Origin of the sequence: Pedobacter sp. N36a (genome assembly GCF_014472395.1) — a bacterium.
Classification (GTDB): domain Bacteria; phylum Bacteroidota; class Bacteroidia; order Sphingobacteriales; family Sphingobacteriaceae; genus Pedobacter.
Genome location: NZ_JACSZW010000009.1, coordinates 161221 through 181459, shown reverse-complemented (window position 1 = coordinate 181459; position 20239 = coordinate 161221). Strand labels below are relative to the sequence as shown.

Here is a 20239-nt window from a genome sequence, read left to right as displayed (position 1 = left end):
AATAAAACATATTTACTGCTCTCCCCCCACTTTGGGTCCCTGCCCCATCCTATTACCTTTCATTCGTTCTTTACGTTCTGCTTTCCAGGTTTCGTAAGTTTTTTTCTGGTCCGCGGTTAAAATAGCGTCGATCTTTGCGTCGGTATCCTCTGCTAATTTCATCATTTCTGCTCTTCTGGCTTCTTTATCAGTGTTACCAGCGGCACGGGCTTTTTCCATTGCATTGGCCTGATCTACGAAGATCGCAGTTGCTTTGGTTTTTTGATCTTCATTCAGACTTAGTTTTTTTGTCAAACCTTCCGCACTTCTTTGTGCCCTTTGTTCTGGTGTCATTTTCTGACGCCCACCGTCTTGTGCCTGTGCGAAAGTGATTACACTAAATAACAGTCCGCAGATCATTAATAATTTCTTCATGAGGTTCTATTTAATTTTATAAAATCAGGAGTCCTACATGCAGATCCGAGAAATTTCGTTCCGTATAAAACACCTTGTTTTTTGTAAGATTAGAGGGAGAAAGCCATCCATGGTTTAACGCTCCTAATGTAACATATTTATTACAAAAATGCATCAAAAAATAGAAAATTTAGAAATAAAAACGAGGCAGGTTATGTAGGCCAACAGCATGGCTTAGTGATGAGAATGAGCAGGCTTATTTACCGGAATCAGCAGCTGCAGGATTTTCATCAAACCATTTTCCTTGTACGCGCATTACTTTTTCAATCAGATCCCTCACCGCGGTTTTACCACCGTTATAAGGAGAAATATATTGAGAAATGGCTTTGATTTCAGAGACGGCATCTGCCGGACAAGTAGGGAGTCCTACTAGCTTCATGACCTTTAAATCTGGGATGTCATCTCCCATATACGTTACTTCAGCTAATGTGAGCTGACGTTTCTCCAGGTAATTATGAAGCACCTGCACTTTATCAGATACGCCCAGAAAAATGGCAGTAATGCCTAATCCTTCAAAGCGTTTCTGCATGGCTAGTCCCTTACCACCAGAGATGATACAAACATGGTAGCCCTTTTTTACAGCAAGCTGCAGGGCATAACCATCTTTAATATTAAATGTCCGCAAAAACTCCCCCGAATCTGAGGCCAGAATATCTCCGTTTGTCAATACACCATCCACATCAAAGATGAAGGTGGTGATCTCTTTAAGTTTTTGCAGAAACATTCGGTTTAGTTTTGGTTATCTCTCCATTCATAAACCCAAGCCGACTGGATTTGCTCCAGGTGACCTTCAGAACTTTCTTCCTTCGTTCCTTTGAAATTAGGCAGAGAAAGTACCCATTCTAATAATTCAGTAAACCTGATACGGTATATTTTGGCTTCATTGAAATCGTCACCAAATTTCTCATATAATTCCTGAGCGATGTCTTCGTGATCGTTCCAATAAATTGGTAAAGCAAATTTATCTTGCATAATGCTGTTTGTTTGTTAATTAATGGCCTAAAAATTCGGATTGATCTGGGATCGTCACTTCAATATCTCCGCTGATGACTACACATTGGCAGCCTAATCTAGAGGTTATTCTAGGACGAACAGCACGGTCAATAAAGTCTTCTTCCTTATCGGAAATTTCCTGAATATTATCCATACCCTTAGTCACGTAAACATGACAAGTACTACATCCACAAACACCGCCGCAGTTGTGCTGTAATTCTATTCCGTGATCATGGCATACGTCAAGAACCGATTCTCCTCCAGCGATTGGAAGTTCGATTGATTCTTTGCCTTTCTCTTCAAAATTTATCTTTAATTTAAAAATACTCATAATTTATGTCTCAAAAATAAGCACCAAAAACGGCAATTACATGATTAAACTGTTTTTTTAATGCTTTTACTTAAAGTTTCATAGATAACCTGAAGGTCAGGCATCCCGGTTAACAATTCTTTGTGTTTCAATAATGTTTGTTCATCGTGTCGGATGGCCGGTCCGGTTTGTACATCGCGAGGAAATGCATGTTGTACTTTTTCAGCGGTTTCCATAATTAAAGGCCTTAAAATCTCAAAATCCAGCTGGTTCTTTTCCAGTATCTGCTGCCCTATTGCATAGAGGTGGTTGCTGAAATTGCAGACAAACACTGCCGCCAGATGCAGAATTCTTCTTTGCGGAGAACTCAGCTCATAAACCAGGGGGCTCAACTGCAAAGCTGTATTTTTTAAAGTACTCAGTATAGTTTCATTTTTTGCCTCCAAACAAAGCGGCACCTTTGAAAAGTCGAGCGCTTTAGTTCTTGAAAAGGTTTGTAAAGGATACAATACTCCATAGTTTTTCATCGTAGCAGGGAATACATCCAGATCTGTTGCACCAGAAGTATGAACTACCAAACCATTTACCCCGGCCAATACGGCTGCCATTGCTGGAATTGCATCGTCCTTTACGGCGATCAGGTATAGGTCCGCATGAAGGTCGATTGCTGCAGTATCTGAAATTGCTTCAGCACCTAGCTGATCTGCTAAAACCTCTGCATGTGCCTGGTTTTTACTCCAGACCTGTACCAATTCCATTCCTGCTGCAGCAATTGCAGTAGAAAAATGTGTGGCCACATTACCAGAACCGATACAAACTACTTTCATTTTTAAGCTGTAACAAAAGCCTGAGCTCGCCAGACGAATCTAATCATCAGGAAAGCTCAGGCCGTATATAATTAAACTACTTTAGCTTCTTTTTGTCTCCTGATGATCGACAGTAAAAATCCGATCACCATGACTATTGTACCTGCCCAATATAAATTGATGTAAGGGAATTCAATAGATTTAAACACCACCCAATCCTTTGCTTGCTGAGGTTTTTCGAAAACCTGCAGTTCTACTTTTCCTAAATCAGGAAGCACTTTAGTAAACCTGAACCTCAATCCAAGCTCATCAATATTACGGGCAAAATCAAAGGTATTGTTTCCTTTTACCAGGAAAATAGGCTCTGTTTTATACACTTTACCATTCACTTCTACTTCCAGCGGCAAACCTACAGCAAGGTCATTTTCTGCCAATACCAGGCTTTTCGCTTCTGGTTTATTGTTCAGTGATTTGATGGTAATGATGCCGCTGCTGGTGTGTAAAGTATCACCTGCTTTCACGTTCACAATTCTAGGCGCTTTATAATTTTCCTCCGCACTGTGTCCTTCATGATCTTCATGCATTGCCTTTTTATCTGGAGCACTGGTAATGTGGGTATACACATCATAAGTAAAGTAGTGTTTGGTATCCGGAGAAGCAATCAATCCCATTTTCTCATTCGCCTGAACATGCGGGTTCAATTCAAAGTCTTCTTTCAGCTTACCGGTTTTCTCATCATATACCTTAAAGTTCAGTGTATAAATGGTATTTGGTGCAATGGTCGTATCTCTGGTATAAGTTACCGTGTACCTGCCCATTTTCTTTGGCTCATTTTTGTACAATACAATGTTTTCACCAGGTTTTTCTGCTTTCTCAAAATCCTTCACCGGGATGAAGTTTGTGGTGTTGATAGAGATCGGCTTATTGGTGGCAGCAGCAACTAAAGCGCCGATCAGCAATAAGGCAAACCCCATGTGTGCGACAGCAGCACCTACCAATTTACGTTTTCCACCCAGTCCCTGTGCGAGTACCCTTGCATTCGCAAGAATGGCAAATACACAGCTAAAAGTAAGCAGGATGTACATTAAATTGGTGTAGATATTGGTCAGGTAAACAAAACCTGCAGTGATGACAATAGCAAAAACAATGGAAGCGATTAAGCTGCTATAGAATTTACGGATGTCCGTTCTCTTGTATTTCATGAACTGCGAAAAACCTGAGATCACAGTAACCAGGATGGCGAAAGGTGCCTGCCATTGGTTGTAATACTTAATCGCATCAATTGGAGGGGCAAATTTTGTTCCGAAAGCCGCATTGAATACCGGTACGGAAGTAGAAAAAATCACCTGAATACAGGCTACTGTAATCACTAAAGCACCGATAAACATCCAGAATTCTCTGGAATAAGTTTCTTCATCTTTATTGGTAATTGGTAATTCCTTCCATCTGATGATCAATAACACCACTGGAATGGTTAGGAAAACCACATTGTATAAGATCAGGTGACCGAACATCCCAAGATCTGTAAAAGAGTGTACTGAAGTTTCGCCAAGGATACCGCTTCTGGTTAAGAAAGAAGCATAAAGTACCAATACAAAACTAATGATGATTAAAATAATTGCCGTAAAGAACGAGTGACCCGTATTTTTAAAAGCGATCATGACGTGTACTCCTGCAATCAGGGTTAACCAAGGAATGATGGACGCGTTTTCTACTGGATCCCATGCCCAGAAGCCACCGAAGTTCAGTGCTTCATACGCCCAGAAAGAGCCCATGATAATCCCCGTTCCCAAAATCATTACCGCAAATAAAGCCCAAGGCATTGCTGGTTTAACCCATTCTTTATATTTCTTCTGCCATAAACCAGTCACCGCGTAAGCGAAAGGAACCACCATACTGGCAAACCCCAGAAACAGCGTTGGTGGGTGAATTACCATCCAATAGTTCTGCAGTAATGGGTTTAATCCTCTACCATCAGTAATAAATTTCAAATAGTTTTTAAAGTTCTCAGGATCGGCAAATACAACCGGTGCCATATCTTTCAGGTTCACCGCTTCCCTGAGCAGGATGAAAGGAGAACTACCGATTCTCTCTCCGAAAATCTGTACCCCCAATAGCATAGAGGTTAAGAAAACCTGTGAAAAGGCAACGATGGTCATCACGCCATTTTCCCATGATTTCGCTCTCCACATCAGGATACCGCCCAGCAGAGATTGCCAGAAAGCCCATAGCCAGAAACTCCCCTCCTGCCCTTCCCAGAAAGCAGAAACGATGTAATAAACTGGAAGTTCTTTGGATGAGTGCGAATAAACGTAGTAATATTCGTTGTTGTGATTTAAAATCAAATAAAATAAAGTAACTCCAATTCCCAGGATACTTACCCAGTTGATTAGAAAGGAAACCCGACCTATGCGTGTCCATGATCGATCTCCAAGGTCTTTATTCTTAGTCGCAAAAAAGTAAGCTATCGTAGAAAGTAGTGAAGCAGCAAATGCTAAAACAATAAAGAATTGGCCGATTTTACCGGGCAGGAGGTTTTCTCCAAAAAATTGTATATCCATTAAGATTAGTTGTATTTTATGACTTGACCGTCCTCTTTTATCTCCACCAGATCATTGTTGTATTTAGAAGGACATTTCATTAATATTTTTGAAGCATAAAAGGTACCATCTTTCATTTTACCAATTAAAACTAATTTTTCTGAACGTTCAAAGTCTTGTGGCTTGCTGCCATTGTAAACCACTTTATTCACTTCACCTTTTTCATCTTTCATAAAGAAAGCGAAATGATTGGCATCTTTTTGAGCATCATAGTACATGCCTTTCTCTTTTTCCCAGAATCCCATCACATGGAATTCCCTGGAATCTTTGGCAGCTTCAGTAAAGGTAGAATAGTTGCTGGTACCGGCATTTAAACTAATTAAGAACCCTACGCAGATCGCTATTGTGATTAAACCAATAATTGCACTTTTTCTCATGATGCTAATAAAATTTTAGAATAAGACAAAGATAAAAAATATAGTTACCTAAAATCTTTTAGAGCCCTGCAATTCACTTTGATGACGATTTATTGATAGTTCTCTGACAAAAACAACGCAATTCAAGGAACAATGATCGAAAAAGAAAATTTTCTGGCTAATCCAGGTACTGTGGTTTGATGAATTCCGGCATTTTCGCCCTCAGTTTCATCACCTTTGGCATCGAAACCTTTTTGATATAGGAATCCCAGAGATGCTGAGGATAGTAATCCTGATGTTCCGTTTCCGCGGGATAAATGACCTTGAATGGAAGGATTTCTGTAGCGATGGTCTGTCCTTTAAGCTCATGGTTTTCCAGCTGATGAATAAGGCGGGAAATGGTGTGGTATTCTTCCGGAGATCGGAAAAAGGCAATCGACCGGTATTCAGTACCGATATCTGCGCCTTGTCCATCTACCTGAGTTGGATCATGGGCATAAAAGAAAGCCCTGCAAAGGGCTTCAAAAGAAATGATGGAAGGATCATAATAGACTTGTACGGCCTCTGCATAACCGGTATTTTGAGTTTGCACCTGTTGATAGTTTGGGTTTTCCATGCTGCCACCAGCATAACCGCTGATCACTTTATGAACTCCTTTTAACTCCAGCATGGCTTCCTGGGTAGCCCAAAAACAGCCACCTGCAAAAGTAGCCAGTTTTTCATTCGCTGCCGGCTGACTGATCACTGCAAAGCCATTTTTACTTTCCAGGTGCTGCAGGTTTTTATCCTCCGAACAGCCTGTCCATAAGCCTAAAACCATTAAAGCTGCAAAACTCCATATCTTCATCTATTTAGCCCTCCATTCTTACAATATACGGGAATCAGCTAAAAAAAGATGTTGCAATTTATAAAGTGCGACCAAAAAATAACAAAAAAAATAGGCGGGATAAATCCCGCCTCTTTTTAATGATAAACCTCGAACCGACATTACCTATGGCCAAATACCTAAATTCATATATGAAATGGCAATCTTATCAATTGAGCCTACAAAAGCAGCCGTTCTTAAAGTCTGGATACCTGGTTTGCTCATTAACGTTTCTCTAATTTCATGGTAAGAGTGGATCATCGTATCCTCTAAACCAGAATTCACTAATTCCAATTCTGAAGCTCCTTTAACGATCATTAGACGGTGTTCTGCAGGAATACTTTTACCGGTTAAGCTTTCTAAAGTATTGATCAGATTTCTGTTTGAGTTTTCTGCATAACGGTTTTCCATACGGCCAAACGCTACGTGAGAAAGGTTTTTCAACCACTCAAAGTAAGATACGGTTACCCCACCCGCATTACAGTACATATCAGGAATGATGATACCGCCCATTTCAGTGAAGATGGCTTCAGCTTCAGGAGTACAAGGACCATTTGCACCTTCCGCAATGATTTTCGCCTGGATGTTTCTGATATTGTCTGAAGTGATCACATTTTCCAATGCTGCAGGAACCAGGATATCACATGGCTGCTCTAAACCCTCCATTGAGTTTTTAAACTCTTTAGCGCCTGGGAAACCTAAGATAGATCCGGTTAATTTACGGTGGGCAAACACTTCATCAATGTTCAATCCGTTTTCATTATAGATGGCTCCTTCGAATTCGCAAAGACCAACGATAGTTGCACCAAATTCCGCTAAAAACTTAGCCGAGTGGTAACCTACGTTTCCTAAACCTTGAACGATCACGCGTTTATCACCTAAACCAGCTTTAAAACCGATTTTAGCCATATCTTCTGCTACTGTTACACATTCTCTGATGGCGTAAGCTACACCACGGCCGGTGGCTTCTTTACGTCCACGGATTCCGTGTAAAGCGATCGGCTTTCCGGTAACACAACCCAAAGCGTCTAACTGACCTGGGTTCATGGTCATATAAGTATCTGCGATCCAGCTCATTTCACGCTCACCTGATCCGTAATCCGGAGCAGGAACGTCAATACCAGGACCAATAAAGTTCTTTTTGATTAATTCTGTCGTATAACGACGGGTGATGTTTTCCAGCTCTCCTACGGTATAGTTTTTAGGGGTGATTTTGATCCCACCTTTAGCACCACCGAAAGGCACATTTACAATCGCACATTTGTACGTCATTAATGCAGCTAAGGCCATCACTTCATCCTCGTTTACCATTTCACTGTAACGAATACCACCTTTAGTAGGACTCATGTGATGAGAATGTTCAACGCGCCATGCATCGATTACTTCAAAACCATTTCCTCTACGGATAGGGAATTGAAAACGATACACACTGTTACAAGCTTTGATTTGGGTGAGCAGACCTTCTGGATGAGAAGTAAATTGCGCGGCACTGTCAAAATTTTTGCATACATCTGCAAAAAAATTTGTCTCGTTTGCTGTATTAGCCATTCTTTGTTTTTTATGAATTGAATATAAGTTCTTATACTAATTACCTGCAAAATTGCAGTAAAAAAAACCATTTATGCAAATGGTAATTCACTTAGTGTAAGGCACACACTACATCAAAACAAGCGCCAAAACAGGGCTTAAACGATTTAAAATTAGCTTTTCGCCAATTATTTTTTTTCTAACTTTTTTAATCTTTTTTCTATTGTAAACAGAAAGAAAAGCAAGCCAAGGAGAATTAACAGGACACAAGCGACTACAACGTAAATTTTATCAGACGCATAAAGGCTGTCGGTAATGGTAGAACCAGATCCTTGTGCGAACAATTGCAGCGTCGATAAGAACATTAAAAAGGTAACTGTAAATTTTTTCATGAGTATATCATTTGAGGACTATAAGGCTATCGAATAACCCTGAATTATTTTGATAATTTATTTCTTTCTAAATCGCGAAGTCTGTAAAGGAGGTTGTAAATCCAGCAGCCAATCAGAATCCAGCCTAAACAAGCCGGGTAAAACACCATTCTCATGCGGCTATCCAGATCGTAAGCATTAAAGCCTGGGTTCCCCCCATTTCCTGGATGCAGGGAATCCGATAAACGTGGCAATACAAATAGTAAAACCACCATGATCGGGAAGGCAAAAATATTGTAAATCGCGGAAATCTTTGCTCTCCTTTGTTCTTCATCAATGGCATTGCGAAGCACGAGATAGGCGAAGTAAAGTAAGATCGCAATGGCGGCAAAGTTTTGTTTTACGTCGAAGCTCCAGGCTTGTCCCCAGGTAAATTTAGCCCAGATGGCACCGGTTACGATCCCTAAAAGACCGAATATCACTCCTGCATTCACACTTTCTACGGCTTTAATATCATCCGCAGGATCGTTACTTCTCAGGGATTTGATGCTGTAAAAAACGGAAATACTAAACAATATGATCATACTAAACCACATTGGCACATGAAAATAAAGGTTTCTGATACTCTCCCGAATAATTGGTAATTCAGGAGTTTTCATTAGAAAACCTGCAACGGTTGAATAAATCACCAATATTGCGCCTAATACTTTCCACCAGTTCTTATACATTGACATTAAAATTTGATCGTTTTTATGCTGTTAATCGGCAAATGTAGCGAGAAATTTCTCTACTCCGCTATAACTTTGTGATAACACAGCCTATAAATGACGGTTATTTCTTAGTAAAGTAAGTAAATGACGCAGTGCTTACGAAAATTTAATCTCTCCAGAGGTAAGGGAATAACAAGACGGATACCGACATCACCAAGGCATTGATGATGAGCAACAAGCCAATTTCGTCCAAACTTACACTGCGATCCAGGCCATCCATTGCATTTTTTGTGAGTTTAATCAGTACCACCAGCACCGGAATAATGATTGGAAAGCTCAGGATTGCCATCAGCATCCCTCCGTTTCCAGCTTTGGAAGCAATGGCAGAAACCATCGTAAAAATCGTGGAAAAGCTTAAACTACCTAATAAAGCGGCGACCATATATAAGCCTAAATCCTCCGGACCAAAATCAAAAACCAGGATATAAAAGCCCAAGGCAATTACGGTTAGCACCATCATTAACAAAGCATTGTAAATCGTTTTGGAGATAATGAGTGCCAAAGGACTGGCAATAGTGTAAATATAAACTTGTCGGCCCCTACTTTCCTGAAGAAAACTTTTGGAGACGGCATTGATCGAGGCGAAAAGCATGATGATCCAGAATAAGGCATTTAAGGTGACCTTATCTGTACTCACAAAAGATAAAAAGCAAACGAATACCGTAGAAACCACGTACAAAAGAACGCCGTTTAATGCGTATTTGGAACGCCATTCTAACAGTAATTCCTTTTTTATTAAATGTTTGATCTGTTCTGCTAAATTCATCCGGTCACAAAGATAATTGTTAAACCTCCGATTTGCTAATGAGCAGGATGATTATTTATTTAAAGCTGATAGGTAATGTGCTTTTGAAAACTCCTGCCTTTCAGAAGAAAAATAAAGTGCAGTCCACATTGAGGAATCCTCCAGGTGTTTAGGTAACCGGCAATGGGTTCATCTAAACGGTCTATAAATTTAAGGCAGTAGTGTTCAAAATTATGGTCAATAAACTTGTCCTGGTATTCCGGACTAAAATGATTCAGGTTGATGCGTAGGTTGCCCTTGTTCAATAAGATCAACAAATGATGTCCAGTCATTGCACGCATAATATGGGGGTTCTTCTTCACCCACCTCGCCATACTCCTGTTGAAGTCTAGCTCATCAATATCCACAAACTCTTGCGCTTCCATTTTATATATCGGGGCAATACTAACAAAAAAAACTAAAGCGTTAAAATTTTATACATTTGAATAGCAAAAATTACTTAAAGATGCTTATGACCAGTACTTACTGCAGTATTTTACAAAGTCCGATTGGGTTACTTTATGTCTTTGCCGATGAAGATTCGGTTTGCAGGATTACCTTTCAGGAAAGCGACACAGCGGGTCTTTCGGAAAATGAGCACAGCAAGCTTGCAGCGGCACAGGTAAATGACTATTTTGAAGGAAAATTAACCGCTTTTACCTTACCGCTAAAACAATCTGGAACCAATTTCCAGCAGGGCGTATGGACCGCTTTACAAAACATCGAGTATGGGGATACCTGTTCTTATCTGGAATTCTCCAAGCAGCAGAACAACGCACTAGCGATTCGTGCAATTGCTGCTGCGAATGGAAAAAATAAACTGGCTATTGTGATTCCTTGTCACAGAGTGATCGGCAGTAATGGTAAACTGGTGGGTTATGCCGAAGATTTATGGCGCAAAAAATGGCTGCTTGACCATGAAAGGGCCATCAGCAAAAAAGGACAAATGACACTTGATTTCTAAACTAAGACCTAAAACCTATGAACCAATACCTGGATATTATTCTGAGAAGTCTTGCCGTTTATGCTTTTATGCTGGTTGCCATTCGTTTAACAGGAAAGAAGGAACTTTCCCAGCTCAACACCACCGATGTCGTATTGATTTTACTGATCAGTAACGCCGTTCAAAATGCGATGGTGGGCAACAATACCAGCTTATTGGGAGGCTTGGTTGCTGCTGCTGTACTTTTTGCCCTCAACTTCGCGCTGAAAAAGCTGATGTATACCAATAAAAAAATTCGGAACCTACTTTCCGAGAAGCCGGAAATCCTGATCCACAATGGCAAGCTGGACTTTGAGAAACTGGCTAAACTTGACATCACCGACGATGAATTGAGAGAAGCCATGCGGGAACACGGCGTAGAGAAATTCAAGGAGGTGAAGCTTGCTGTTTTTGAAGTGGATGGAAACATCAGCATCATTAGCGGAACAGACACACTTAGGCAGAGCCATTACAAGCGTAAAAGAAAACAAAAAGCGCTCGGAGGATTGAATTAAAAATAAAAGTATAAATAAATGAGCTGATCAAATCCGATCAGCTCATTTATCTAAAAAACCTCTTGCGGTTCTAAAGTAAACTTTTTAGGCCGACAAAGACTCTTAAAAATTTACACGACTGCTTTAGCAGCTTCCGGTGTTCCCGTTTGCACCAATACCACTCTTGGTCTCCTTACGGTAATCAAAACTGAGGCACCGGCCAGAATCACATACCAACCCCATTTTAGTTTCACCATTCCTGAAGCCACACTCACCAGCTTTTTGAAATGAAGAAAGCCAAAAGAATCGTTGACTTTAAAATAAATACCGACTAGCGAAATTGCTACTAATGCAATCGCTGCCCATCCTGCAAACTTGATTAAACCTATCTTATTAGCTAAAGAACCAAATAAGGCAACCGCTACTACCACATAAAAAGTGATGGCCAATGTGGTGTCTATATCAAAATAGTTCCAGTTTCCAATAATTGGTAAGCGCATCAGCGGACAGCATCCGCCAGCAGCCATAATTGCTGCACCAATAACTCCCTGAATTTTCATCCTGATTTTATTGCTGCGTATTAATTCCCATTTTATCGGCAAAATGCGCGCAATAATCGCGTAAATCTTCGACGATCAATTTCTCTCCTGTAGCTTTAAGGAAGCTATCTCCCATAGTTTGCAAAGTTTCATAAAAGAATCTTTTCATTTCATCTACAGGCATATCTTTGGTCCATAGATCGATACGCATAGAGTTCTTATAGTTATGATCCCAAAGTGCTAACATCATTGATTTTACAGGCACCTGCTCTTTTGTAGCTGCATCTGTAGATTCCCAAAGGATATTATCAGGAACATTATTGTCGTCTAATTCAACGGTAATTTTGATTTCTGCTTGTTTCATTTAATTTATGCTAACTTTTATAATGACAAATAAGAGTACCGTAAAAAGAATCACCGTACACTCCACAATCCAGATCTTTTTCAGCTGAGGAATAAACTTCCTGAAAATCTGATCGGATATAAAAGCGACCACTGCGATGAGCAAACTAAAGCCAATCAGTATGGGCTGCAGGTTGATCGTATGCGCATTTGGCACTGGTCTTTTTTCAAATAACAGCACAGCCGCAGTCGTAATACAGACTGATGAAATGATGTTAAGTGGGGTCAGTTTTACTTTCAATGCTCTTGTTTTACTTTTTGTTTTTGAATTTCTTAGTCTTCCAGGCAGGAGTTTTATTTTTCATTTTCTCTCTTTCCTTAGCTGCAATTGCGGCAGCATGTTTCTTCTCATGGAAAGCTCCTTTGAACTCAGGATCATCTTTACGTTTCTGATCGTCAATTGCTCTGGCAATTGCCTGACGTTCTTCGAACGGCGTCTCTTCTACGAAAATTTCCGCTGGCAAAGGTACTACAGGAATCTGTTGTCTGATCAGCTTCTCTATTTTCTCAATGTAATATTTTTCCGCAGGCGTAGCGAAAGTCAAAGCATCCCCCTTAGCATAAGCTCTGCCGGTACGGCCGATGCGGTGTACATAATCTTCAATAATGATCGGTACATCGAAGTTAATCACATGACTCACTTCAGAAACATCAATCCCTCTGGAAGCCACATCTGTAGCCACCAATACCCTGATGTTTCCTTCTTTAAAGCTATTAATAGAATTGATTCTCGTGTTTTGCCCTTTGTTGGCATGGATTACCCTTACGGCATCCTCACCGAACCTGCGCACAATAAAGCTAAAAATATTGTCGGCAACCGTCTTGGTTTTACAGAAAATGATCAGTCTTTTAAACTCTTCATCATTTTTCAGCAGGTGCTGTAATAAATTGATCTTTGTTTTGAAATTGGGTACTTCATATAACTTCTGCGTCACTGTGGCCGCAGGTGTAGCTTGTAAGCCTACCTCAATAATAGTTGGGTGTTTCAGAAAGTCGCCCGCAATTTTTTGTACCAGATCACTCATGGTTGCCGAGAATAATAAGTTCTGACGACGACGGGGCACTACTTCCAAAATACGGTGAATAGAGCCGATAAAGCCCATATCCATCATTTTATCCGCTTCATCCAGTACTAAAAATTTGAGGTATTGCGTATTGATGTGACCAGCAAGGTAGATGTCTAAAAATCTTCCCGGAGTAGCCACAATAATGTCTACACCAACTTTAATCTGTTCGATTTGTGTTTTTGGACCGATACCACCGAAAACAACAACGGTACGTAAGTCTGTATATTTAGAGAAAATTTTGACATGTTCAGTGATCTGCATGGCCAACTCTCTTGTTGGTGCAAGGATCAAGGCTCTTGGCGCATCACCCTGAGCATATTTTAATTGCATCAGGATCGGTAAAACATAAGCTGCTGTTTTTCCGGTTCCAGTCTCGGCAATGCCGAATATATCCTGTCCTGAAAGAACAGGTGCTATTGATTTTTCTTGTATTGGGGTGGCAACAGTAAACCCTGCATCAGCTACAGCATTTAAAATCTGTCGATTAAGGTTAAACTCTTCAAATGTTTTGGGCATTTTGCAAAGATACTATTATTTATAGGATCAACAGCTCAACGTATTATTTATGATCACGATTGTTTTAAAAAAACTTAAATAATGTACTTTTATAAGTATAACGAATGAACCAGATGCAAAAACAACAAAACAGATGGTTAAAGGCAATTTTCCCTACTGCCTTTGCCTTACTGCTCAGTGGAACCACAACAGCTTATGCCCAGGATTTATACCTGCCAAGAAATATAAAGATGGCTTATGAGAAAGGAAGCCGGTCGAAGGATGGCAAACCGGGCAAAAATTACTGGCAGAATAAGGGTAAATACGATATGGTGATCAGTGTAGACCCAACCAGTAAAATTGTCAATGGAACAGAAACCATTAAATACACCAACAACAGTCCCGATACCTTAAATCAAATTGCGATAAGATTTGTCAATAATTTACATAAACCGGAAGCTCCACGAGCAAATTTTGTGAATAAAGACTTTTTATCTGATGGATTAACCATCAGTTCTTTTCAAATTGATCAGCAGGAATATAAAGTAAAGAATGAAAATTGGGGAACTGTAGAAGAATTGAAATTAAAAAAACCTTTGAATCCGGGTCAGACAGCCGAATTGAACATCAGCTGGTCCTACCCTTTATCTAAAGAAAGCGGTAGAGAAGGTCAGCTGGACAATAGTACTTTTTTTGTGGCTTATGCTTTTCCCAGAGTATCTGTTTATGACGATTATTATGGCTGGGATCTTATTCCCCATACCGACAGGGCCGAATTTTACAACGATTTTAACGATTACCGCTTAACGGTAAAAGCACCTAAAAACTTTGTGGTATGGGCTACCGGCGATTTACAAAATCCGCAGGAAGTACTGCAGCCGGTCTTTGCGGAAAGATTAAAAAAATCCTATACCAGTGATGCCATTGCCCCTATTGCCAACGCAGAAGAAATGGCGAAAGGATTGGTGACGCAGCAAAACGACTGGAACAGCTGGGTATTTAATGCCGATCACATTACGGATGTGACTTTCGCCTTGAGCAACCATTATTTATGGGATGGCGGAAGCGTGGTAGTAGACCCAAAAACAGGAAGAAGAGCTAGTGCACAGGCCGCTTACGATGCCAAGGCTATCGATTTCCCAAAAGCCGTAGACTGGACAAAACAAGCTTTATCTTGGTTTTCGAACAACTGGCCGGGTGTAGCTTATCCCTTTTCAAAGATGACCGCAGTGCAGGGTTTTGCCGATATGGAATACCCAATGATGATCAACGATTCGACCACACCAGATCTGGAATTTTCTCAGTTTGTATTGAACCATGAGGTGGCACATACTTATTTTCCTTTTTACATGGGGACTAATGAAACCAGATATGCCCATATGGATGAAGGCTGGGCCACCACTTTAGAATACCTGATCTCGACTTCGCAGCTTGGAAAAGAAAAAGCAGATGAAAACTTCAAAAAATTCCGTGTGGACCGATGGATCAATGATCCTTCTGCTGAGGAAGACCAGCCGGTCATCACACTTTCTACACAAGTATCCGGTGCAGGTTATGGGAATAATGCTTACGTTAAACCTGCCCTTGCCTACCTTGCATTAAAAGACATGCTGGGTGATGCAGCCTTTAAAAAGTATTTGCATGCTTATATGGAGCGCTGGAATGGCAAACATCCGATTCCATGGGATTTCTTCTACACCTTTAATAATGTATCCGGACAAAATCTAAACTGGTATTGGAACAACTGGTTTTTTAGCAATAATTACATTGACCTTGCCGTTAAACAAGTATCCAATAAAGGGCTCACTTACCAAATTAAACTGGATAATATGGGGGGCTTTGCCGTTCCATTTGATATAAAACTGAAGTATAAAGATGGATCAACAGGTGTATTTCACCAAACTTCAGCAGTTTGGAAAGCCAATCAAAAATCGGCAGTCATTGCACTGAATGCAAAGCAGGCTGTGGTAGAAGTTCTGGTGGATGGCGGCATTTTTATGGATGCAACCCCTGCAGACAACATCTGGAAGGGCAAATAACATTTTTTTTATTTAAGTTTGAAGGCATGAACACCATTCTGATAAAAGCGGCCTCAGTGGTAAACGAAGGCCAAATATTTGTTGCTGACGTACTCATTAAAGAGGGATTTATCGTAAAAATCGCGCCGAACATCACTGCGGAAGGCGCAAAAGAAATCAATGCAGAGGGCTTGCACCTCTTCCCTGGAATGATTGATGATCAGGTACATTTTAGAGAACCAGGACTAACGGACAAAGCAGATATATTTTCTGAAAGTATGGCTGCCGTTGCAGGAGGGATCACTTCCTTCATGGAAATGCCCAATACCGTTCCTAATACCTTAAGTCAGCAGTTACTGGCTGATAAATATCAAATCGCCTCAGATGTTTCTTTAGCAAATTATTCTTTTTTCATGGGTGCTTCCAATGATAACCTGGACGAAGTATTGAAAACAGACCCTAAAAACGTTTGCGGAATTAAAGTATTCATGGGCTCTTCTACCGGAAATATGCTGGTAGACAATGCGGTGGTTTTAGAGCATATTTTCAAAGAAGCACCGATGCTGGTGGCCACACATTGTGAAGATGAAAAGACCATCAGAGAAAACATGGCGCGCTACAAAGCAGAATATGGCGACAACATCACCATAGACATGCACCCATTGATCAGAAGCGCAGAAGCTTGCTATATTTCTTCTTCAATGGCCGTAGAACTGGCTAAAAAATACCAGACTCGTTTACACATTCTACACATCTCTACCGCCAGAGAAGTGGCGCTTTTTGACAACATTACGGCATTAAAAGACAAAAAAATTACTGCCGAAGCGTGTATCCATCACCTTTGGTTCGATGATAGAGATTATGCCACTAAAGGCAATTGGATCAAATGGAATCCGGCAGTAAAAACTGAACAGGATAAAGATGCGATCTTAAAAGGCGTACTAGATGGTCATATCGACATTATTGCGACAGATCATGCTCCTCATACCATTGCAGAGAAAGAACAGCCTTACCTGCAAGCCCCTTCTGGCGGTCCATTGGTACAGCATGCAATGTCTGCATTATTACAAATGTACCATCAAAAGAAAATCACACTGGAGCAGATTGCGGAGAAAACAGCGCATAATGTGGCTACTTGTTTTCAGGTAGACAGAAGAGGTTTCATAAGAGAAGGTTACTGGGCAGATTTAGTACTGGTAAACCTAAATGATCCGGTTAAAGTGACCAGAGCAAACCTTTGGTACAAATGCGGATGGTCGCCTTTTGAAGGACAAACATTCCAGTCTGAAATCACACATACCTTTGTTTCTGGAAATTTAGCTTATCAAAAAGGCAGTTTTATGACCAATGAAAAAGGAAAGAGATTAGCATTCAACAGGTCTTGAAATTAATGTATAACAACTCATGAGATTAATGGACAAACCCAGAGTTAAACAGTTTGTCCTACTGATCAGTCTGTCGGGAATCGTATTTCTTGCCGGACTGAACAGTAATTTTATAGAAAAATACTACTCCAATGGCCTGTACCAGGTCAGCGCTGTGATTCAGCGATGGATCAGCTCCCTATTTCCATTTCCTGTTGGCGATTTTCTCTATCTCCTACTTATTTTATACATTTTAAGAAGTCTTTTTCATTTTTTCAAAAAGGTTTTTCAAAAGAAACTAAAGGTTTCAGATTGTATCAATATCCCTTTACAGCTGATTAATTTCGGACTGATTTTATACCTGGTATTTAAAATCTTATGGGGATTGAACTATTCCCGTCCTACCATCAGCAAACAGCTGGGTATTTCAAATGAAAAGTACAATACGGCAGAATTGGTACTGCTGGGCGAATATTTTATAAACAAGCTAAATGGTTTACAAAACATAAAAAAAGAACGATATAACCTCGCTCAATTGGAAAGCAAGGCAAAAATATCTTACGATAGCCTGAAGAAAACCAATGCTTTCTTCAATTACCGGGCGCCCTCCGTTAAAGCGGTCCTAAACAGCTGGGTCGTCACCAAAATAGGCATTGAAGGCTATTACAATCCAGTATCGGGTGAAGCCAATGTAAATACCAGGCTGCCCACAACCTCCTTACCTTTTGTCGCCTGTCATGAGATTGCCCACCAATTGGGCATTGGCAGAGAAGATGAAGCCAACCTGATCGGTTACCTGGTGGCCATCCACAGTACAGATCAAAACTTCCAGTATTCTGCGGCTTACAATATGCTCAGAAGTATTCTTTTTGAGATCAAAATCAAATCCCCTGAAGATTATCAACACTTATATGAATCGATAAATCCTGTTACTTTGAACGATTTCAAGATAGAAAGGGCATTTTGGAAAAAATACAACAGCGACATGTATGGTTATATGGATGTAGCCCTGGATAGCTTTTTAAAGCTGAACAATCAGAAGAAAGGAACGGACAGCTACCAGGATATTGTATTGTGGTTATATAATATTCATAAAAAAGAGCTGATTCCAGCTCAGAAGGTTAAAACATTACAACCTTAAAACAAAAAAAGAACAAAACATTCCTAAATTTGCCTCACTATGGCAAAGATCTCCATTAACCTCGCAACAGGTTCCTTACAGAAAGAAGAAATCATCGTCGGCATTGACCTTGGTACCACCAATAGTTTGGTCGCCTTTATCAACCCCGACAAAAACCCGATGGTCATTAACGACACAGGAAAAGGTGTTTTGGTGCCGTCAATCGTGCATTTTAATGCCAATGGCGATGCAGTTGTAGGTAATGATGCCAAAGAATTTTTAATCAGCGATCCCTCAAATACTATATTTTCCGTTAAAAGATTATTAGGCAGATCTTACAAAGATGTTGCTGCACACCAAGATACTTTTTCTTACAAAATCATAGATGACGAAAACGATTCTTTGGTAAAGATTAAAGCTGGTGATAAATTTTATACCCCAATAGAACTTTCAGCAGAAATTCTGAAGGAACTAAAAGCAAGAGCAGAACACGCGTTAAAAACTCCGGTAAACCGTGCGGTGATTACCGTTCCTGCTTATTTTAACGATAGTCAGCGCCAGGCAACCCGTGATGCGGGCAGGTTAGCAGGACTTGACGTCCTGAGAATTGTGAACGAGCCAACCGCAGCCAGTCTGGCTTACGGAATCGGCCTGGACCCTACTCAACAAAAAACAATTGCCGTTTATGATCTTGGTGGAGGAACGTTTGACGTGTCTATCCTATCTATTCAAAACGGAATTTTCGAAGTACTGGCTACGAATGGAAATACCTTTTTAGGAGGTGACGATTTTGACCGTGCCATCGTTCATTACTGGATAGAGAAAAATGAATTAGATGCAGCTTCATTATCAGCAGACCAAGGTTTGATGCAGTCCTTAAGACTAAAAGCGGAAGAAGCTAAAAAATCATTGAGTACTCAAAACCTTTTCAATGAGCAAATCGGAGAAATCTGGTGCACTTTAGACAAACAGACTTTTGAAGACTTGATTTCTGCAAAAGTTGCTGAAACTTTAAATGCTTGTAAACAAGCTTTAAGTGATGCTAATTTAACAGTGGCAGAGATAGATGAAGTGGTCCTTGTGGGCGGTTCTACGCGCACACCTTATGTGAAAGCAAAAGTAGCTGAGTTCTTCAATTCTACGCCTCATGACCAGATTAATCCGGATGAAGTAGTGGCATTAGGTGCGGCTATTCAGGCCGATATCCTTGCTGGAAATCGTTCAGATATCCTTTTACTGGATGTAACGCCATTATCTCTTGGAATTGAAACCATGGGCGGATTGATGGACGTCATCATTCCTAGAAATGCAAAAGTGCCGACCAAAGCAGGTAGACAATATACCACTTCTATTGACGGACAAGTGAACATGAAGATCTCTGTATTTCAGGGAGAACGTGACCTGGTTAAGGAAAATAGAAAACTGGCCGAATTCGACCTGAAAGGGATTCCGGCAATGCCAGCAGGACTGCCAAAAGTAGACATCAACTTTATGCTGAATGCAGATGGGATCCTTACTGTTCAAGCAATAGAACTTCGTTCTGGTGTAAAACAGGAAATCGACATCACCCCAAGTTATGGCCTTACCGATGATACAGTAGAGAAAATGCTGATCGACAGCATTACCCATGCCAAAAGTGATGTGGAGCAGCGCATGTTAATTGAAGCAAGAAGTGAAGGAGAACAATTGGTTTATACCGCCGAACGCTTCATTGAAAAACATGGCAACTTCTTAACGGACGCTGAAATTGCAGACACTAAAACTCATATTGAAGCGCTGAAAAGCGCATTGGCTACCGCAGAAAAAGATACCATTTTGAAAAAAGCGGATGAGTTGAATGAGTTCACCCGTCCATTTGCAGAAAGAGTAATGGATATGGCCGTTTCTTCCGCCATGAAAGGAAAAAGCATCGAAGAATAACCA

The 20239-nt window shown here is 40.5% G+C and carries 23 protein-coding genes; 6 read left to right on the top strand and 17 right to left on the bottom strand.

The window, feature by feature from the left end; genetic code table 11:
* Window positions 1–12: 12 nt before the first annotated feature.
* From H9X96_RS17850 to H9X96_RS17790, 13 genes are all read right to left on the bottom strand, one after another.
* Window positions 13–414, bottom strand: a complete 402-nt coding sequence (locus H9X96_RS17850; RefSeq protein WP_187667594.1) for a hypothetical protein — start codon at window positions 412–414, stop codon at window positions 13–15.
* Between the two features lie 235 nt (window positions 415–649).
* Window positions 650–1177: an HAD family hydrolase gene (locus H9X96_RS17845; RefSeq protein ID WP_187667593.1), complete on the bottom strand. Its 528-nt coding sequence runs from the start codon at window positions 1175–1177 to the stop codon at window positions 650–652.
* Between the two features lie 5 nt (window positions 1178–1182).
* Window positions 1183–1425, bottom strand: coding sequence for a Fe-S cluster assembly protein IscX (iscX, locus tag H9X96_RS17840; RefSeq protein ID WP_062547208.1), 243 nt, complete (start codon window positions 1423–1425; stop codon window positions 1183–1185).
* Window positions 1426–1444: 19 nt separating this feature from the next.
* Entirely contained in the window at window positions 1445–1777 is a 333-nt protein-coding gene (locus H9X96_RS17835; RefSeq protein ID WP_187667592.1) for a 2Fe-2S iron-sulfur cluster-binding protein, read from the bottom strand.
* Between the two features lie 44 nt (window positions 1778–1821).
* Window positions 1822–2583, bottom strand: a complete 762-nt coding sequence (locus tag H9X96_RS17830) for a Rossmann-like and DUF2520 domain-containing protein (protein ID WP_187667591.1) — start codon at window positions 2581–2583, stop codon at window positions 1822–1824.
* Window positions 2584–2654: 71 nt separating this feature from the next.
* Window positions 2655–5123: a heme lyase CcmF/NrfE family subunit gene (locus H9X96_RS17825; RefSeq protein WP_187667590.1), complete on the bottom strand. Its 2469-nt coding sequence runs from the start codon at window positions 5121–5123 to the stop codon at window positions 2655–2657.
* Window positions 5124–5128: 5 nt separating this feature from the next.
* A complete protein-coding gene (locus H9X96_RS17820; RefSeq protein ID WP_062547204.1) occupies window positions 5129–5539 on the bottom strand; it encodes a cytochrome c maturation protein CcmE in 411 nt (136 codons plus the stop codon).
* 157 nt (window positions 5540–5696) lie between these two features.
* On the bottom strand, window positions 5697–6365 hold the full coding sequence (msrA, locus tag H9X96_RS17815; protein WP_187667589.1) for a peptide-methionine (S)-S-oxide reductase MsrA: 669 nt from the start codon (window positions 6363–6365) through the stop codon (window positions 5697–5699).
* A gap of 144 nt (window positions 6366–6509) precedes the next feature.
* Entirely contained in the window at window positions 6510–7931 is a 1422-nt protein-coding gene (locus H9X96_RS17810; protein ID WP_062547202.1) for a Glu/Leu/Phe/Val dehydrogenase, read from the bottom strand.
* Between the two features lie 167 nt (window positions 7932–8098).
* On the bottom strand, window positions 8099–8302 hold the full coding sequence (locus H9X96_RS17805) for a CcmD family protein (RefSeq protein WP_255431159.1): 204 nt from the start codon (window positions 8300–8302) through the stop codon (window positions 8099–8101).
* A gap of 44 nt (window positions 8303–8346) precedes the next feature.
* Window positions 8347–9009, bottom strand: a complete 663-nt coding sequence (gene ccsA / locus H9X96_RS17800; protein ID WP_187667588.1) for a cytochrome c biogenesis protein CcsA — start codon at window positions 9007–9009, stop codon at window positions 8347–8349.
* A 148-nt stretch (window positions 9010–9157) separates the two neighbouring features.
* Window positions 9158–9817 carry a heme exporter protein CcmB gene (locus H9X96_RS17795; protein ID WP_187667587.1) on the bottom strand — a complete coding sequence of 220 codons (660 nt, stop codon included), beginning with the start codon at window positions 9815–9817 and terminating at the stop codon, window positions 9158–9160.
* A gap of 59 nt (window positions 9818–9876) precedes the next feature.
* On the bottom strand, window positions 9877–10221 hold the full coding sequence (locus H9X96_RS17790; protein ID WP_187667586.1) for a hypothetical protein: 345 nt from the start codon (window positions 10219–10221) through the stop codon (window positions 9877–9879).
* 80 nt (window positions 10222–10301) lie between these two features.
* On the opposite strand from H9X96_RS17790, the gene H9X96_RS17785 reads away from it, so the two are divergent.
* Window positions 10302–10799, top strand: a complete 498-nt coding sequence (locus tag H9X96_RS17785; protein ID WP_255431157.1) for a methylated-DNA--[protein]-cysteine S-methyltransferase — start codon at window positions 10302–10304, stop codon at window positions 10797–10799.
* Between the two features lie 17 nt (window positions 10800–10816).
* Window positions 10817–11332 (top strand): DUF421 domain-containing protein, encoded by a 516-nt coding sequence (locus H9X96_RS17780; protein WP_187667585.1) that lies wholly within the window; start codon window positions 10817–10819, stop codon window positions 11330–11332.
* 110 nt (window positions 11333–11442) lie between these two features.
* Here the strand turns inward: H9X96_RS17780 and H9X96_RS17775 are convergent, their stop codons facing one another.
* From H9X96_RS17775 to H9X96_RS17760, 4 genes are read right to left on the bottom strand one after another with little or no spacing between them, the layout of a single operon-like run.
* Window positions 11443–11871, bottom strand: coding sequence for a hypothetical protein (locus H9X96_RS17775; RefSeq protein ID WP_187667584.1), 429 nt, complete (start codon window positions 11869–11871; stop codon window positions 11443–11445).
* Between the two features lie 7 nt (window positions 11872–11878).
* The gene (gldC, locus tag H9X96_RS17770; protein WP_182961402.1) at window positions 11879–12214 is read right to left on the bottom strand and encodes a gliding motility protein GldC; all 336 of its coding nucleotides are present in this window, start codon (window positions 12212–12214) and stop codon (window positions 11879–11881) included.
* Window positions 12215–12493: a hypothetical protein gene (locus tag H9X96_RS17765; RefSeq protein WP_255431156.1), complete on the bottom strand. Its 279-nt coding sequence runs from the start codon at window positions 12491–12493 to the stop codon at window positions 12215–12217.
* Between the two features lie 10 nt (window positions 12494–12503).
* Window positions 12504–13835, bottom strand: a complete 1332-nt coding sequence (locus tag H9X96_RS17760; protein WP_187667583.1) for a DEAD/DEAH box helicase — start codon at window positions 13833–13835, stop codon at window positions 12504–12506.
* 113 nt (window positions 13836–13948) lie between these two features.
* On the opposite strand from H9X96_RS17760, the gene H9X96_RS17755 reads away from it, so the two are divergent.
* The 4 genes from H9X96_RS17755 to hscA are packed head-to-tail and all read left to right on the top strand — an operon-like array spanning window position 13949 to window position 20236.
* A complete protein-coding gene (locus tag H9X96_RS17755) occupies window positions 13949–15853 on the top strand; it encodes a M1 family metallopeptidase (protein WP_187667582.1) in 1905 nt (634 codons plus the stop codon).
* A 26-nt stretch (window positions 15854–15879) separates the two neighbouring features.
* Window positions 15880–17217: a dihydroorotase gene (locus H9X96_RS17750; RefSeq protein ID WP_187667581.1), complete on the top strand. Its 1338-nt coding sequence runs from the start codon at window positions 15880–15882 to the stop codon at window positions 17215–17217.
* 28 nt (window positions 17218–17245) lie between these two features.
* A complete protein-coding gene (locus H9X96_RS17745; protein WP_255431155.1) occupies window positions 17246–18337 on the top strand; it encodes a DUF3810 domain-containing protein in 1092 nt (363 codons plus the stop codon).
* A gap of 39 nt (window positions 18338–18376) precedes the next feature.
* The gene (gene hscA / locus H9X96_RS17740; RefSeq protein ID WP_187667579.1) at window positions 18377–20236 is read left to right on the top strand and encodes a Fe-S protein assembly chaperone HscA; all 1860 of its coding nucleotides are present in this window, start codon (window positions 18377–18379) and stop codon (window positions 20234–20236) included.
* Window positions 20237–20239: the final 3 nt, after the last annotated feature.

Excerpts from the sequence above, each read along its gene's own strand:
- H9X96_RS17780 (WP_187667585.1), top strand. The coding sequence starts at position 10,817 with ATGAACCAATACCTGGATATTATTCTGAGAAGTCTTGCCGTTTATGCT.
- H9X96_RS17785 (WP_255431157.1), top strand. The coding sequence starts at position 10,302 with ATGCTTATGACCAGTACTTACTGCAGTATTTTACAAAGTCCGATTGGG.
- H9X96_RS17750 (WP_187667581.1), top strand. The coding sequence starts at position 15,880 with ATGAACACCATTCTGATAAAAGCGGCCTCAGTGGTAAACGAAGGCCAA.
- ccsA (WP_187667588.1), bottom strand. The coding sequence starts at position 9,009 with ATGTATAAGAACTGGTGGAAAGTATTAGGCGCAATATTGGTGATTTAT.
- hscA (WP_187667579.1), top strand. The coding sequence starts at position 18,377 with ATGGCAAAGATCTCCATTAACCTCGCAACAGGTTCCTTACAGAAAGAA.
- H9X96_RS17810 (WP_062547202.1), bottom strand. The coding sequence starts at position 7,931 with ATGGCTAATACAGCAAACGAGACAAATTTTTTTGCAGATGTATGCAAA.
- H9X96_RS17845 (WP_187667593.1), bottom strand. The coding sequence starts at position 1,177 with ATGTTTCTGCAAAAACTTAAAGAGATCACCACCTTCATCTTTGATGTG.
- H9X96_RS17830 (WP_187667591.1), bottom strand. The coding sequence starts at position 2,583 with ATGAAAGTAGTTTGTATCGGTTCTGGTAATGTGGCCACACATTTTTCT.
- H9X96_RS17820 (WP_062547204.1), bottom strand. The coding sequence starts at position 5,539 with ATGAGAAAAAGTGCAATTATTGGTTTAATCACAATAGCGATCTGCGTA.
- H9X96_RS17850 (WP_187667594.1), bottom strand. The coding sequence starts at position 414 with ATGAAGAAATTATTAATGATCTGCGGACTGTTATTTAGTGTAATCACT.
- iscX (WP_062547208.1), bottom strand. The coding sequence starts at position 1,425 with ATGCAAGATAAATTTGCTTTACCAATTTATTGGAACGATCACGAAGAC.
- msrA (WP_187667589.1), bottom strand. The coding sequence starts at position 6,365 with ATGAAGATATGGAGTTTTGCAGCTTTAATGGTTTTAGGCTTATGGACA.
- H9X96_RS17760 (WP_187667583.1), bottom strand. The coding sequence starts at position 13,835 with ATGCCCAAAACATTTGAAGAGTTTAACCTTAATCGACAGATTTTAAAT.
- H9X96_RS17790 (WP_187667586.1), bottom strand. The coding sequence starts at position 10,221 with ATGGAAGCGCAAGAGTTTGTGGATATTGATGAGCTAGACTTCAACAGG.
- H9X96_RS17775 (WP_187667584.1), bottom strand. The coding sequence starts at position 11,871 with ATGAAAATTCAGGGAGTTATTGGTGCAGCAATTATGGCTGCTGGCGGA.
- H9X96_RS17825 (WP_187667590.1), bottom strand. The coding sequence starts at position 5,123 with ATGGATATACAATTTTTTGGAGAAAACCTCCTGCCCGGTAAAATCGGC.
- H9X96_RS17755 (WP_187667582.1), top strand. The coding sequence starts at position 13,949 with ATGCAAAAACAACAAAACAGATGGTTAAAGGCAATTTTCCCTACTGCC.
- H9X96_RS17745 (WP_255431155.1), top strand. The coding sequence starts at position 17,246 with ATGGACAAACCCAGAGTTAAACAGTTTGTCCTACTGATCAGTCTGTCG.
- H9X96_RS17835 (WP_187667592.1), bottom strand. The coding sequence starts at position 1,777 with ATGAGTATTTTTAAATTAAAGATAAATTTTGAAGAGAAAGGCAAAGAA.
- H9X96_RS17805 (WP_255431159.1), bottom strand. The coding sequence starts at position 8,302 with ATGAAAAAATTTACAGTTACCTTTTTAATGTTCTTATCGACGCTGCAA.
- H9X96_RS17795 (WP_187667587.1), bottom strand. The coding sequence starts at position 9,817 with ATGAATTTAGCAGAACAGATCAAACATTTAATAAAAAAGGAATTACTG.
- gldC (WP_182961402.1), bottom strand. The coding sequence starts at position 12,214 with ATGAAACAAGCAGAAATCAAAATTACCGTTGAATTAGACGACAATAAT.